Annotated in this window: 13 protein-coding genes; 4 read left to right on the top strand and 9 right to left on the bottom strand. The window is 50.4% G+C overall.

The window, feature by feature from the left end; all coding sequences use genetic code 11:
- Positions 1 to 242 precede the first annotated feature (242 nt).
- From ACIOWE_RS03410 to ACIOWE_RS03400, 3 genes are all read right to left on the bottom strand, one after another.
- Positions 243 to 1,637: an undecaprenyl-phosphate glucose phosphotransferase gene (locus tag ACIOWE_RS03410; protein ID WP_201237489.1), complete on the bottom strand. Its 1,395-nt coding sequence runs from the start codon at positions 1,635 to 1,637 to the stop codon at positions 243 to 245.
- 390 nt (positions 1,638 to 2,027) lie between these two features.
- Positions 2,028 to 2,687 carry a transcriptional regulator gene (locus tag ACIOWE_RS03405; RefSeq protein WP_401387371.1) on the bottom strand — a complete coding sequence of 220 codons (660 nt, stop codon included), beginning with the start codon at positions 2,685 to 2,687 and terminating at the stop codon, positions 2,028 to 2,030.
- 271 nt (positions 2,688 to 2,958) lie between these two features.
- Positions 2,959 to 3,699 carry a winged helix-turn-helix domain-containing protein gene (locus tag ACIOWE_RS03400; protein WP_401387368.1) on the bottom strand — a complete coding sequence of 247 codons (741 nt, stop codon included), beginning with the start codon at positions 3,697 to 3,699 and terminating at the stop codon, positions 2,959 to 2,961.
- Between the two features lie 562 nt (positions 3,700 to 4,261).
- Here ACIOWE_RS03400 and ACIOWE_RS03395 point away from each other — a divergent pair.
- On the top strand, positions 4,262 to 5,095 hold the full coding sequence (locus ACIOWE_RS03395; RefSeq protein ID WP_401387365.1) for an undecaprenyl-diphosphate phosphatase: 834 nt from the start codon (positions 4,262 to 4,264) through the stop codon (positions 5,093 to 5,095).
- On the opposite strand, the gene ACIOWE_RS03390 is transcribed toward ACIOWE_RS03395, so the two are convergent.
- The gene (locus ACIOWE_RS03390; protein WP_401387362.1) at positions 5,096 to 5,476 is read right to left on the bottom strand and encodes a DUF2388 domain-containing protein; all 381 of its coding nucleotides are present in this window, start codon (positions 5,474 to 5,476) and stop codon (positions 5,096 to 5,098) included. It abuts the gene before it with no gap.
- A 75-nt stretch (positions 5,477 to 5,551) separates the two neighbouring features.
- The gene (gene dusA / locus ACIOWE_RS03385; RefSeq protein ID WP_401387359.1) at positions 5,552 to 6,571 is read right to left on the bottom strand and encodes a tRNA dihydrouridine(20/20a) synthase DusA; all 1,020 of its coding nucleotides are present in this window, start codon (positions 6,569 to 6,571) and stop codon (positions 5,552 to 5,554) included.
- Positions 6,572 to 6,673: 102 nt separating this feature from the next.
- Between dusA and ACIOWE_RS03380 the strand changes: the two genes are divergently transcribed.
- From ACIOWE_RS03380 to ACIOWE_RS03370, 3 genes are read left to right on the top strand one after another with little or no spacing between them, the layout of a single operon-like run.
- A complete protein-coding gene (locus ACIOWE_RS03380) occupies positions 6,674 to 7,750 on the top strand; it encodes a site-specific integrase (RefSeq protein WP_401387356.1) in 1,077 nt (358 codons plus the stop codon).
- A 51-nt stretch (positions 7,751 to 7,801) separates the two neighbouring features.
- Complete coding sequence (locus ACIOWE_RS03375) at positions 7,802 to 9,199, top strand: P-loop NTPase fold protein (protein ID WP_401387353.1); 1,398 nt, start codon at positions 7,802 to 7,804, stop codon at positions 9,197 to 9,199.
- A complete protein-coding gene (locus tag ACIOWE_RS03370) occupies positions 9,192 to 12,137 on the top strand; it encodes a hypothetical protein (protein ID WP_401387350.1) in 2,946 nt (981 codons plus the stop codon). Before ACIOWE_RS03375 ends, ACIOWE_RS03370 begins: the two co-directional genes overlap by 8 nt.
- 29 nt (positions 12,138 to 12,166) lie before the next feature.
- Here the strand turns inward: ACIOWE_RS03370 and ACIOWE_RS03365 are convergent, their stop codons facing one another.
- The 4 genes from ACIOWE_RS03365 to ACIOWE_RS03350 are packed head-to-tail and all read right to left on the bottom strand — an operon-like array spanning position 12,167 to position 13,333.
- Positions 12,167 to 12,433 (bottom strand): pyocin activator PrtN family protein, encoded by a 267-nt coding sequence (locus ACIOWE_RS03365; RefSeq protein WP_401387347.1) that lies wholly within the window; start codon positions 12,431 to 12,433, stop codon positions 12,167 to 12,169.
- Positions 12,430 to 12,681 carry a pyocin activator PrtN family protein gene (locus ACIOWE_RS03360; protein ID WP_401387344.1) on the bottom strand — a complete coding sequence of 84 codons (252 nt, stop codon included), beginning with the start codon at positions 12,679 to 12,681 and terminating at the stop codon, positions 12,430 to 12,432. Before ACIOWE_RS03360 ends, ACIOWE_RS03365 begins: the two co-directional genes overlap by 4 nt.
- A complete protein-coding gene (locus ACIOWE_RS03355) occupies positions 12,678 to 13,061 on the bottom strand; it encodes a hypothetical protein (RefSeq protein ID WP_401387341.1) in 384 nt (127 codons plus the stop codon). The genes ACIOWE_RS03360 and ACIOWE_RS03355 overlap by 4 nt, the downstream gene beginning before the upstream one ends.
- A complete protein-coding gene (locus ACIOWE_RS03350; protein ID WP_401387338.1) occupies positions 13,058 to 13,333 on the bottom strand; it encodes a hypothetical protein in 276 nt (91 codons plus the stop codon). The genes ACIOWE_RS03355 and ACIOWE_RS03350 overlap by 4 nt, the downstream gene beginning before the upstream one ends.
- Positions 13,334 to 13,340 lie beyond the last annotated feature (7 nt).

Raw genomic sequence — 13,340 nt, 5'->3', positions numbered from 1 at the left:
TCGCGGGCAAGCCACGCTCCCACAGTGGTGTTGTGTCGAATCCAAAATCCTGGTCAACACACGATCCCCTGTAGGAGTGAGCCTGCTCGCGATAGCGCCCGACCAGTCGCCATCTGCATGCCTGACGCACCGCCATCGCGAGCAGGCTCACTCCTACATGGCGTACCGCGAACCCCAAATCCGGGGCACAAAAAAGGGGACTTTCGTCCCCTTGCGTTGGTGCATCCGGTCGCTTCAGCGCGTCAGTAGATATCCTTCGACAACAGCGTAAACGGTGTCTTCACCAGGATCTTCAAGTCCAGCCACAACGACCAGTTGTTGATGTACTGCAGATCGATCTCGACACGCTTCTGCATCTTGTCGAGGGTGTCGGTCTCACCCCGACAGCCGCTGATTTGCGCCAGCCCGGTAATGCCCGGTTTAATCCGGTGACGCGCCATGTAGGCAAGGATTTTTCCCGAGTAGAAGTGATTGTGCGCGACCGCGTGTGGACGCGGGCCAACCAGTGCCATATGCCCCTGCAGCACGTTGAACAGTTGCGGCAGTTCGTCCAGCGACGTGCGGCGAATAAAGCGGCCGACGGGGGTGATGCGCGAGTCGTTGCGGCTGGCCTGTTTGACGTCGCGGTCATCGTGGACACGCATCGAGCGGAATTTCCAGACCTTGATCACCTTGCCGTTCCAGCCATGGCGATCCTGCTTGAAGAACACCGGGCCAGGCGAGTTGAGTTTTACCGCGAGGGCAATGATCAGCAGCACCGGGCTCAGCAGAATGATTGCCAGCAGCGCGACGCTTTTTTCCGCCAGACTTTTGCTCAGGGCGGCGGTCGGTCGACTGGTCAGCGGGCTTTCGTTCAAGTAGATCGCCGGCAGGCCGTCCACGACTTTCACCGAGTGATTAAGCAGGGTCAGACTGTTCAGGTCCGGCACCCAGACGACATCCACGTTGGCACCCAGCAAGTCGACATACATGGCTTCGATTTGCGCCGCTTCCGACAGCGGCAGGGTGATGTACAAACGGCGGATGTCGTGGGCGTTGATCAGCTCCAGCAACTGTTCCTGAGCGCCGACGACGCGCGGAGCATCGGCATCCAGAGAGGGCAGGGAACCGTTGCTGACCAATCCCACCAGCGGCAGGTTTTCGATCTGGCTGAGCTTTTTCGCCAGGCCCAACGCCAGTTCACCTGTCCCGACAATCAGGGTCTTGTGCTCGCTTTTACGGGTGCGCTGGTAGAACTTCGAAAACGCATGCAGCGGCGCGTACAGCAGCGCCTGACCGAGGAAACCGTATACCGCCCAGCTCAGGATCACCTGGCGGGAAAACAGCTCATCGGCCTTGCAGACAAACGCGATGAAAGCCAGCGCCGCCATGGTCATCGACCAGCCCATGAACAGCCGGCCCAGCCCGGTCAGGTAGTTGTCGCGTTTGCGATAAACGCCACTGAACGTATAGGCCGGCACCGAGGCCAATACCGCCAGCGTTGCGCACATTCGGTAGTAGAACGCGACCGTTCCGGTGTGCTGCTCGGCCAGTACAAACAGCAGAGCAACAATAAACCCCTGCGCCAGCGCCCATTGGCCCCAAAAGGTCAGTCCCTTGAGGCCCGTGCTTCGATTGATACTGAGAGAAAGATCCATACGATATCCCCAAAAGACGTCCATTCAGGTTTCAACAGTTGAAAGCCGAGTTGTTAGTCAGAGTTATTGTTTTTGTTTTAACGAGTGTTCTGAGGTAACAGCGTCGATATGCCGAACTGTTGTCAGTCAATAGACTAAGTTATTGCCGGGGATGGTGTCTGACGAGTTCTAACAAGGTGGCACATTGCCAACTTTTAATAATTAAATATGAGTCTGTTAGAAAAGGTCGCAGAGAAGGGGGTGAATAAGTGATGTTGTATTTGTTACTGTTGGAAGGGTGGAGGCAGGGAGTTTAAATTTATCAAGGGAGGTGAAATCAAACAGAGTGCTCTTGTTGTTTTTGTAATCGCACTGTTTATCTGTTTGTTTTGTCCGCGAAGGTCGCTGTGGTTAAGCGACGATGTCCTGGATGAGGCAATAACCGCGGTTTCTTACGGCACGAAAAAGTCGCTCACCCTTACTGGCGCTTTTGAATTTGTCTTGCAGGCGACTCAGGCACATTTCCAGACCGCGATACTGTTCGGGCTCTCGGCCGATGCTGAGGATCAAGTCGTCACGGCTGACAACACGCTCTTCGTGATTGAGCATTTTCCTCACCAGTGCGGTTTCCAGTCCGGTAAGACTGATCTGCACATCTTCCTTGACCAGTGCGCCTTGAGCATTGTCCAGGTGCCAGGTTTCGGTGCCAGATGCATCGCTTGTCATGACTGGAGGCAGACTGCTGATTTCCTCAGTCGTTGCCGGAACGCTATGAAATGGATTCGTCGATTGGGCTGCGCGCCATTCCGACTCAAGCGTGGCGATTATTCGCTGGGTGTCATATTCGATGGTGCGGGCGACGCTCTTTCGGGTCCCGCTTGGGTAAGTGAACTCCATCAGCATCGGAGCGGAAGAGGGTGAAGTAGCACCTTCAATAAACATTTGCGCCTGAGACGTGCCGAACGAATTGAAACGCTCGCTGGACAGAATGCTCTCAAGTTCACGCTGCGACGTTGTACTGTGAGTCACGACGACAAAATATTTTCTGGGGAGGGTTGTACTCGTTTCCATGTCTCTCTCCTTAACTGCGTACCAAAAATTGGCTAAAAGGTCATTCGGCAGGCGAGCAATGACTTCCTTGGAAGTAATCGACAGGCAGGGTCTGGGCCCGAAAATGGCCCTCGATAAGTTCCACTCGATCTGCTGCTATGTTGTTGAGTTTATTGTTATGGTGTCGCGCTCATTCAAGTGCTTTGTTATAGGTAGATATGAAGTGCAACGAGAGCTATATGGTTGCATCAGACGATCCTTCGTACGTATGCAAAAGGGTGGCTGCCCTTGATCAGGCAGTCGATATCAGGCCCCGCATCAGGCGATAGCCATAGCCGCGGATACTCTGAATCGCGTTTGTACCATACATGTCCTTGATTTTTCCACGCAAGCGGCTGATCGATTTCTCCAGCGCCCTTGGGTCGTAGAAATTGGTATTGAGCCCCATGATGGTGGCGATTTCATCGTGGCTGAGAATGTGATTACCGGTTTGCGCAAACGCTTCGAGGATCTTCATTTCGGCAAACGAGATGTCGAGTTTCTGGCTGGAGCCCAACAGGCAGATGCGCGTGGGATCAAGCGTCAGACTGATATCGCGTTGCCATTCTTCACTGCTGAAGAACTCGCCCAGCAACTCGGCGCTATCGTCGGAGAGGGTGTTGAGCTTGATACAGAAGTCCGCCCCGGCAAGATAATATTTGATCTTGTTGAAGGCGCCCCGGCCAGTGATGACCGTGCAGATGATCGGTTTCAAGTTGTCGGTGCGCAGGTTCTCCACCAGCGCGAGATTGTCTTCGAGGGCCTGCGGGCTGTCGATGACAATGAAGATCGCGCGAAACGAACCAGAGTGTTCATTCTGCTTATATGAACTAGTGAACGAATCGACTTCAAGTGCCAAATCGGTTCGTACGTGCTTGGCGAGTAGCGCACTGAAATGTTCAGCCACACCACGGGTACGGCCCAGAGTGAGAACACCTGGTACGTCGTTTGTCGGGCGCGGACTACTAGTCGCCAAGTTCCCTGAGAGCATCATGCATTGACTCGAATTAGGTGCTGACATCGGGATGTTAAAGCACCGGTTCTCATCTGTGACTGACAATTGGTAACATTTAAGCGGATTTTAGACGTGGCTCCCGAGTTTTCTAACAATAATTAAGCATTTCAAGCTTTTAGTTGATTTTTTCGGGGGTGTGAACTAGTCGTTAGATAGTGGCAATATGAAATTGTGCCACTATTTTGAGCGCATGGCGACAGCTTTGTTTATGTCCATTGGCCACTGTCTAGCCATCTAGCATAGTGTGACATTGGTCACACTTTATTGGCAAGACGAACTTTTTACTACTAAGTGCCTAATTTTTTTCACACTAGTTCGTAGGCGGACGTTTATTAACATGACTTGAGTGTGTCTTTTGATAAGACGTAATCTCCTCGGCCAATAACAGCAAAAGATCGCAGCCTGGGCAGCTCCCACATTTAATGTGATTCCTTGTAGGCGCTGCCGAAGGCTGCGATCTTTTGATCTTTGTATTTTCAGATACTCAATCCCTGAGTGTTATAAACCAGTCGCCCGCGAAGAGCGCTCTGACGGAGGATTAATGGATTTCTGGACCCTTTTCCAGGTGTTGATTTTAGGCGCAGTAGAAGGCCTTACCGAGTTCTTGCCGATCTCCAGTACTGGCCACCAGATTATCGTCGCCGACTTGTTGGAATTCGGCGGCGAACGCGCGATGGCGTTCAACATCATTATTCAATTGGGTGCCATTCTTGCCGTCGTCTGGGAGTTCCGGCCAAAGATCTGCGAAATCGTCAAAGGTCTGCCGACCCAGCGCAATGCTCAACGCTTCACCCTCAACTTGCTGATCGCTTTTCTTCCCGCAGTGGTGTTGGGCGTTTTGTTCGCTGACGCGATTCATCACTACCTGTTCAACCCGATCACCGTAGCCGTTGCACTCGTCGTCGGCGGCATCATCATGTTGTGGGCTGAACAGCGTAGCCATGTGATCAGCGTCGAGCATGTCGACGACATGCGTTGGTCTGACGCGTTGAAGGTTGGTTTCGTACAATGCCTGGCGATGATTCCCGGCACCTCCCGCTCCGGCTCGACCATCATCGGTGGCCTGCTGTTCGGCCTGTCGCGCAAAGCCGCCACCGAGTTCTCGTTCTTCCTGGCCATGCCGACCATGGTTGGCGCTGCCGTTTACTCCGGCTACAAATACCGAGACCTGTTCCAGCAAAGCGACCTGCCGGTCTTCGCCCTGGGCTTTGTTACCGCATTCATCTTCGCGATGATCGCCGTGCGCGGTTTGCTCAAGTTCATCGCCAACCACAGCTACGCTGCGTTCGCCTGGTATCGGATCGCGTTTGGCTTGCTGATTCTGGCGACCTGGGCTTTTGGCTGGGTGAACTGGACGGCCGCAGCGGCAAGCTGATCACTGACTGCTGATCAACGCGGCGACGGCGAGGTCATTCAATTCGGAGTCGGGCGACTCCTGACGAAACTGCTGCAAGGCCGAGGTGAAATACGCCGCTTGCAGCATGCCGTCGCTGGCGAGGAAATATCGTGCCGCTTCGACTTCTTCTACCGAATACACACGCTTTTTCAGGCCGGACATGTCCGACAACCCATCGACCGTGATCATCGTCGTCGTGAAAGTCAGAAAACCGGCCATCTGGGTAGATTCAAAAGGACCATCTTCCCCATCACCGCACCCTTTCAAAAAATCGCAGCTGGCGCAGGCGCTGGCAGGGACGGTGAGGAGTAAAGCGAGGAGGGTGAATCGCTTGAAGAAAACACAGCTGAACGCGGGCATAAACACAAGACATCCTGTCGGTACAACAAAACCTCGGGCAACGCTCATTCGTTGCCCGCACATACAACGCGTCGATCAACGACCCGCCAACAACTCCGCCGCCTGATCCAGCAACGCCAACGGATCCTTGGCCTTGTGAATATCCACCGACAACAACTGGCGGAATTTACGAGCCCCCGGAAACCCAGTGCCCAGGCCCAGCACATGGCGCGTGATGTGATGCATCGCGCCACCCGCCAGCAAATGCTCGGCAATATAAGGCCGCAACTGCGCCAACGCCTCAGCGCGACCGATCACCGGCGCCGAACTGCCGAACAACTGCTGATCCACCTCCGCCAGCAAATACGGATTGTGATAAGCCTCACGCCCCAGCATCACACCGTCGAACGTCTGCAAATGCTCATGGCAAGCTTCCATCGTTTTGATCCCGCCATTCAGCACAATCTCCAACTCCGGAAAATCCGCCTTCAGCTGCGCCGCCACGTCATACCGCAACGGCGGAATGTCGCGATTCTCCTTCGGCGACAACCCCTCCAGAATCGCAATCCGCGCATGCACGGTAAAACTGGTGCATCCGGCATCGCGGACTGTGCCGACGAAATCACATAGCTCCGCGTAACTGTCTCGACCGTTGATCCCGATTCGGTGCTTCACCGTTACTGGAATCGAAACCGCATCCCGCATCGCCTTCACACAATCCGCCACCAGTTGCGGATGCCCCATGAGGCACGCGCCGATCATGTTGTTCTGCACACGATCGCTCGGGCAGCCGACGTTCAGGTTCACCTCGTCGTAACCGTGCTCCTGCGCCATACGGGCGCAGGCGGCCAGGTCGAGGGGTACGCTACCGCCCAACTGCAAGGCGAGAGGATGCTCGGCTTCGTTGTGACGGAGGAAACGCTCGTGATCGCCGTTGAGCAGTGCGCCGGTCGTGACCATTTCGGTGTAGAGGAGGGCGTTCTTCGATAGGAGGCGTAGGAAGAAACGGCAATGGCGGTCAGTCCAATCCATCATCGGCGCCACACTGAAGCGCCGAGACAGCTCGGAACGGGTAGGGCTAGTATTTACAGGCGTTTCAAGATTTTCGAAATTCATTGATACTGATCTTTTATACAGCGGTTTTTACCCATTTTTCCTTGTTTTCTGATGTCGGTTGCTACAATGTAGCAACCGAATTCGGCAATGTAGCAACTGGAAATGGGCACGATCACATCACGCAAGCGCAAGGACAACTCGACGGCTTACACGGCGCAGATACGGATCAATCGGGACGGGCGCACAGTTTATCAGGAAAGCCAAACATTCGACCGCAAGCAGGTCGCTCAAGCCTGGATCAAGCGTCGCGAGACGGAGCTGGCCGAGCCTGGTGCGATCGAGCGTGCGAACCGCAAGGGCGTGACGATCAGGAAAATGATCGAGCAGTACCTGGACGAGTACGAGAAGATCCGGCCGTTGGGCAAGACTAAGAACGCAACGCTCAACGCTATCAAGGATACTTGGTTGGGCGATCTTGACGACTCCGCGCTGACCAGTCAGAAGCTGGTGGAGTTCGCGCAATGGCGGATGAGCAAAGAGGGCGGCGGCGTTCAGGCGCAGACGGTCGGTAATGATCTCTCTCACCTCGGGGCGGTCCTGTCTGTGGCGCGTCCAGCGTGGGGTTACGAGGTGAGTCCGCTGGCTATGTCTGACGCTAGGAAGGTGCTACGTAAGCTAGGCATGGTGAGTAAGAGCAAGGAGCGTAACCGTCGGCCGACGCTTGAGGAATTGGACAAGCTTATGAAGCACTTCTTTGAAATGCAGGAGCGCCGCAAAGCCCAGATTGACATGCCGAAGGTTATCGCCTTTGCGCTTTTCTCGACGCGCCGGCAGGAAGAAATTACGCGGATCCGCTGGGATGATCTCGACGAGTCCCGGCAGGCTGTCCTGGTGCGTGATATGAAAAACCCAGGCCAGAAGATCGGTAATGACGTGTGGTGTCATCTACCAGATGAGGCTTGGGCAATTGTGCGGAGCATGCCAAAGGTTGAGCGGGAGATCTTCCCTTACAACTCGAAGTCAGTGTCAGCCTCATTCACTCGGGCATGCCCAATGCTCGGCATTGAGGATCTTCATTTTCATGACCTACGACATGAAGGTGTAAGCAGGCTATTTGAGATGGGGTGGGATATTCCAAGGGTGTCTAGCGTTTCGGGGCATAGAGACTGGAACTCCCTAAGGCGATACACTCATCTGTTCAAGCAGGGAGACAAATATCTCGGTTGGAAGTGGCAGTAGTGGACCCCTGGCGTTATTTTTTCGTAGCTGCTTCGAGGAGCGATGACCTATATGGAATTAACTGTTCTGCTAGATGATTTACCAACCCTCGATGATAAGTTAACTTGGGATTGCGAGATAAGGCGAATATCAGAAAGGATTGCAAATTGTCCCACACCTCATGTGCTGGGTGTTCACGGAAACTGGGGTAGTGGTAAGACTAGCTTTATGAGGCAGTTACAACATAAGCTAGGCGGGCAGTTTGATGAAGACGGGTCTGTTTTTAGAGGTCGACGTTTTAAGCCTTCAAGAGAAAACAAAAAAATCGCAACCGTTTGGTTTGATGCTTGGCGGTATCAGAATGAATTGACGCCGATAGTGGCATTGTTGCAAGAAATTCGTCGGCAACTTTCCGCTATGCCAATGGTTAGGGAAAAGTTTACCAAGCTTGGTACAATAGCGCTTAGATACACATTAGATAGTTTAAGTGATGTCGGAAAGGCTATAGGTATCGAGGCTATACCTAGTGCGGAAAAAATTCAAAAAATCGGCGAGCAATGGGAAGTGCAGAACCACTCTCAAGTTCTTAATACCGATTCCATTCGAAAGCATTTGCATGATACTATACTCAGCTTGTTGCCTAGAGGTAATGAGTCAAGAATTGTTGTGTTCATTGATGATTTGGATCGATGCAATCCAAAAGCAGCATTTAGGCTATTGGAAGGGTTGAAAATTTATTTGAATCTTCCTAATTGTGTTTTTGTGTTGGGCATGAACGAAAACGTTCTTACTGACGCTATTCGTGAAGAGATTTCAGTGCCAGGGAATGCTGAATCTGGCGAATTAGACCTCAGAGCAAGCCATTACCTAGAGAAAATATGTACTGACATTTATCGCCTTCCTCTCCCTCAAGATTCGAGTGGCCTTTTTAGTGCCTTACTATCTGAGTCACTAAGCCAAGAGTATGTAAACGCTTTCAATTTGTGTGTGGGGAAGTCGATTTGTTTGCCTCCAAATCCTAGAAGATTGAAAGCGCTTGCAAATCAGTGGGCAAGATTTGCCGGGTGTATCAAGCTTCCTGAATCTGCTACCGATCAAGCAGTATGGGCGGCTAGGGTTACAGTAGCTGCCTATATACATCAATTTCATAGAGACCTGTGGGAGCGTTGGCATTTCAACCCTGACTTCTGGAGCGAGTTTCTAGCTTGGTGCATTGGAGAACGTAGTACGGATTCGAACGGTTTGACATCAGCACCTAGCTGGGCTTCAGCATTGAAACTTACCACCAGAAGCCTCGATCCTGCTACGGCAATGCCGCCGGTATGGGCACAGCAATATCCTAACCCTGGCGATATAGATGTATTGTGGATAGATGAATTGGTTCGCCGCTACCAAGACTTCCTTGAACCGGTGGACTTCGAGCCTCTATTAGCTGGTAAGCAATTAGCTAAGGAAGTATTGAATGCCTAACATTGTGTTGGAGCTTGCAGATTTGTGGAGTGAGACGGAGCTACGTCCATTTTTAGGAGAGGTCAAGCGTCGTCATGGAGTAGTTGAGACACTAGCCTTGCCTTCCATGCGAGACCTCCCTCCAGTTCAGATCGAGACGTTATTTGTTCCTCCTTTGCTCGCGCATGCACCTGTTTCTGCCGATAGCGATCCAGAATTGTGGCCTGATGGTCGAACACTTTTGGCTGAACTGCAGGACTTTAAACAACTTGTAGTTTTAGGCGATCCGGGTGGAGGTAAGACCACTTTAAGTAACTGGCTTGCTTGGAGGTTGGCGGCGGGTTTGACATCGCCCTTACCTGAAATGCTGAGAAATAGGATACCTATTCCTTGTGTACTTCGGGAAATGCCTGTTGATATCTTTCGTCAGACAGTGTCGGTTGAGGAGTTGGCATGCTCTGTAGCCGATAAGTTACTAGGCGGCCTTGCGACCACTTCCATGAAGCAAGCGCTAGTTAGGCGAGTGCGTGCTGGTGGATATGTTTTGATATTGGACGGTATTGATGAAATTCCGCTCCCGCATCGAGGCACCGTTTCTCGGTGGATTCGTCAAGCTTATGAACATGAAGGTTGTGTTTTGGCTACCTCACGAATCGTCGGATATGAGGATGGCCCGGTAGACTGCCCCTTAGTTTCTCCTTCTCCCTCGGGAAGTAAAAGAGGATCAGCGAAGAAGTCTGATGGTGCCATATATGGCGTTTTTGAAGGTATTATCGAGGAAGTATATAAATATACTCATGATTTAAGTACGTCTAAGGGCTCAGATTCACGAGAGCCGAGCAGATGGGCACATGTAAGATATTTGATGCCTTTTGATCAGGGCCGTATAGCGTCTTTTTCTGAAAATTGGTATAGGCAACGTTGCGTTACTGAGCAAGAGGCACGGCAGAAAACTACTGATCTACTTGCTGCGTTGAGTCAGTCGGAAGTTACTCAGAAGTTAGCGCGCACGCCTAATCTTCTTAGTTTGATGGCAATTGTGCATAGAGAGCGGGCTCATCTTCCAGACGGTAAGGCATTGCTTTATGAAGAGATCGCTAATGCCTACATTAATACAATTGATAAACAGCGAAAAATTGCTCCTGGTGATGTTCTTGCGCAATATGGATGGAATGATCGTAAGGCTTGGTTAGCTTATGTGGGTTTCATGATGCAATCGGCTCGCAGCCACTTATCGAATCAAGATACAGGCATTCTCGCTGAGGAGGCGGACGTCGAGCAGTGGTTGACCGACGCTATGATCGTTTCTGGTGTGCCTTCTCCACATGAAGCTGCCAAAATCTTCCTAAATTGGGTAGCCCGGCGTAGCGGCCTGCTTCTTCCAAGGGGAGAGGCGAGGTACGCGTTTGTACATTTAAGTTTTCAAGAATATTTTTGTGCATGTTATTTAGACTCATGCATAGTAAGACCAGCTTTTATCCGAGATTCATTACCGATTGAAGCGGATGTTACTAGAAAAAAATTGGTTCTATGGAGTGAAGAGCCCTATTGGCTTGAAACTTTAGTTTTCTTGTTTGAACTGCTGTCTGCTGAAAGAGCTTCCGAGTGGGTAGATGATCTCGCATATATAATATTTGGTAATCATATGGAGCGCATTGTCCTGTTCTCCCAGTCATCAGAGCTTGCTGCGAGAATTTTAAAAAATAAGCATATTAAGATCAGTGGGGATGTAAAGGGCGGCCTAGCAACAGGGCTAGGGGCGCAGGCTATCGGTGAGTGGAAAGACGAGGATTTCAATGGCGACTCAGGAGCTTTGTCAGCGCTATTGGATACTGGTTACGCATTAGCTGTCGTGGGAGAGAACCGGGACGCAAGTGAACTAATAGATAAGATTTACCTATCTAAGGTTGTGGCGCATTTGGAAGACGTTACTGCGCCAGATAAAGTTAGGGTTTTAATTATTGAAGGCGTGCAATCAATTTCTTATGACTTGCTCGAAGCATATGTAAATGTACGTTACTTGTTGGTAAAGAATTCTAATGTCGAAAGTTCTGATTTTCTAAAAAAATTTAGAAATATGCGAGTTTTGCATCTTTTTTCGTTGCCTCTAAAAGATGTAGAGCCAGTGGTAGGTTTTGATGAGTTACAACATGTAAAGTTACACAATATGCCCTTGGCGGATCTGTCGCCAATCGCTGCATTGAAAGGTATAGTTACGCTGGAATTGCATGGGTTGGCAGTCTCGGACTTAAACCCAGTTTCGAAACTGAAAAAAATAAATTATCTAAGCTTGAATAATATTTTGGTAAATGATTTGTCGCCATTGGTAGGGCTCAAGAATTTGCATACTCTCTTTCTTGATGAACTGCCTGGCGTAGATCTTGAGCCGGTTGCATGTTTGAAGAAGTTGGATTATTTGAAAGTCGCGGACTTGCCTATAAAAGATTTTAGCTTCGCTTTGAATATGAAAAAGCTCACGACTTTGGATCTAAGGCGCTTGCCAATCACGGACTACACTGATGTAGGTAATATGAAGTGGCTTCGATGCATTTACGTAGTTGGGTGCAGAGGGAAAAATTTAGATGCGTTGAAGAATCTCTCTGAGCTAAGCGTTCTTGGTGTAATGGGTATGCCAGTTACAAATGTAGATTTTGTTTCTTATCTCAAAAAAGTTAGAACGTGTTATTTTGCTGATACGCATATTAAAGATTTAGGTCCTTTTGGAACAATGCAAGGGCTATATTCTCTCACCGTGGAGCAAACTGTCGTTCCCGATGTGGCACCATTGAGAAACTGCACGAACTTGGTTTATCTTGATATAGTTACAAAGTCGGCAGTTGATGTTGGACCTTTAAAGGTGCTCTCTAATTTAAGAACTTTTAATATTAGGTCGCCAAGCGTTATTAATATTGAGTCATTATCTACAATTGATAAATTGCAACTAAAATGGGAGGTTTGAAAAAAAAGGGCACTTTGTGCCCTTTTTTATTAGATTTTATTGGCGAGTGCTGCTAGCTCTCTATTGGCTTTCTCACGCTGTTTGTCAATGTAAGCAGCCAAGTCTGCTAGATGTACCCCAAGCGCCGCTTTTTGAGTGTTTGCGCCGAGTCGAACCACAGGGATAGTTATTTCTCCGCTTAGCTGTTTTGCTTTGAATTTTTCAACTGTCAATCCCATATAGTCATGGCAAATTATATTTAAAGGTATAACAGCCTTGCCACCATATTGAGCCATCAGTAAAAAAAATGTATTCATACTATCTCCTTTATGGTGTGTACTGTTGGCGATTCTAAGTAGCTTGCTAAATCATGAAGATATACGACCGGTTTTGCACGGACAGAGTTGTGAAGTCTTTTTACCTCTAAATTGATACGGCCTGCTTTGATTTCCTTTAAGAAGTGGCGATCCGTTTTAATATGAGGGAAATATATTTCGCGAATTTTTGTGATCGGAGGGCAGGGGGTGTCGAACTGTCTTCTTAGTTGGTCAATTGTGTCGGTCATGCTGCATCCGTCTGATTCTGTTCTTTTTGAGAAAGAAGCTTGAGACGAATCCTTTCGCCCAGTTCTGTCTTACTATTTCCAATAGCTGCTGCGCACACGTGGCCTTTTTTGTCTACTATTACCGCCCCAAACGGGAATGCGGTTGAGTTGGTCGGCGTTACGTAGGCGACCTGATCGTTAAAGATCACGTTGTTTACGCAGCGGAAAACCTCGGCCAGCTCGGTGTTCAGTACGGGCATGCTTTTCAATAATCGTATGGAGTCCGTCGAGGCGCCAACGAGCGTTGCGCGGCTGATTACCCCCGGGCAGTTCAAGAAGATCGAGATCAGCTTCAGGGCGCCGAGGGCTTGCGTGTAGGCATTGAGGTTGTTGGTTTTCATGCAGCGGCATCCTTTTTGGTAATGATGATTCCTAGCTTCTTGGCCAGCCATTCGATCCCTTCTTCCTTCACCATCACCACGGAGTAATGACGGCATTTGTTGAGGGAGGGAATCAGGGTGCTGCGCGGATCCGAATACAAATAGCCGCGATCTCGGTGCTGGCTGGCTAGATCGCCACTGCTGTTGAGAATGCTCAGCTCGCGCAACCTGGTGCGGAAGGCGCGGGGCTTGAGTCCGAGCAATGCGGCTGTTTCGTCCAGGGTGCGATTCATGGCGCAG

The sequence above is a fragment of the Pseudomonas sp. NPDC087598 genome, from assembly GCF_044743525.1.
In the GTDB taxonomy this organism is placed as follows: domain Bacteria; phylum Pseudomonadota; class Gammaproteobacteria; order Pseudomonadales; family Pseudomonadaceae; genus Aquipseudomonas.
The sequence above is the reverse complement of the archived record's forward strand: the minus strand, read 5'-3'. Positions and strand labels throughout refer to the sequence as shown.

Bases quoted from the DNA above. Each gene is read 5' to 3' on its own strand.
- ACIOWE_RS03410 (WP_201237489.1), bottom strand. From the start codon at position 1,637: ATGGATCTTTCTCTCAGTATCAATCGAAGCACGGGCCTCAAGGGACTG.
- ACIOWE_RS03400 (WP_401387368.1), bottom strand. From the start codon at position 3,699: ATGATGCTCTCAGGGAACTTGGCGACTAGTAGTCCGCGCCCGACAAAC.
- ACIOWE_RS03375 (WP_401387353.1), top strand. From the start codon at position 7,802: ATGGAATTAACTGTTCTGCTAGATGATTTACCAACCCTCGATGATAAG.
- ACIOWE_RS03360 (WP_401387344.1), bottom strand. From the start codon at position 12,681: ATGACCGACACAATTGACCAACTAAGAAGACAGTTCGACACCCCCTGC.
- ACIOWE_RS03380 (WP_401387356.1), top strand. From the start codon at position 6,674: ATGGGCACGATCACATCACGCAAGCGCAAGGACAACTCGACGGCTTAC.
- ACIOWE_RS03355 (WP_401387341.1), bottom strand. From the start codon at position 13,061: ATGAAAACCAACAACCTCAATGCCTACACGCAAGCCCTCGGCGCCCTG.
- ACIOWE_RS03395 (WP_401387365.1), top strand. From the start codon at position 4,262: ATGGATTTCTGGACCCTTTTCCAGGTGTTGATTTTAGGCGCAGTAGAA.
- ACIOWE_RS03405 (WP_401387371.1), bottom strand. From the start codon at position 2,687: ATGGAAACGAGTACAACCCTCCCCAGAAAATATTTTGTCGTCGTGACT.
- ACIOWE_RS03390 (WP_401387362.1), bottom strand. From the start codon at position 5,476: ATGCCCGCGTTCAGCTGTGTTTTCTTCAAGCGATTCACCCTCCTCGCT.
- ACIOWE_RS03370 (WP_401387350.1), top strand. From the start codon at position 9,192: ATGCCTAACATTGTGTTGGAGCTTGCAGATTTGTGGAGTGAGACGGAG.
- ACIOWE_RS03365 (WP_401387347.1), bottom strand. From the start codon at position 12,433: ATGAATACATTTTTTTTACTGATGGCTCAATATGGTGGCAAGGCTGTT.
- dusA (WP_401387359.1), bottom strand. From the start codon at position 6,571: ATGAATTTCGAAAATCTTGAAACGCCTGTAAATACTAGCCCTACCCGT.
- ACIOWE_RS03350 (WP_401387338.1), bottom strand. From the start codon at position 13,333: ATGAATCGCACCCTGGACGAAACAGCCGCATTGCTCGGACTCAAGCCC.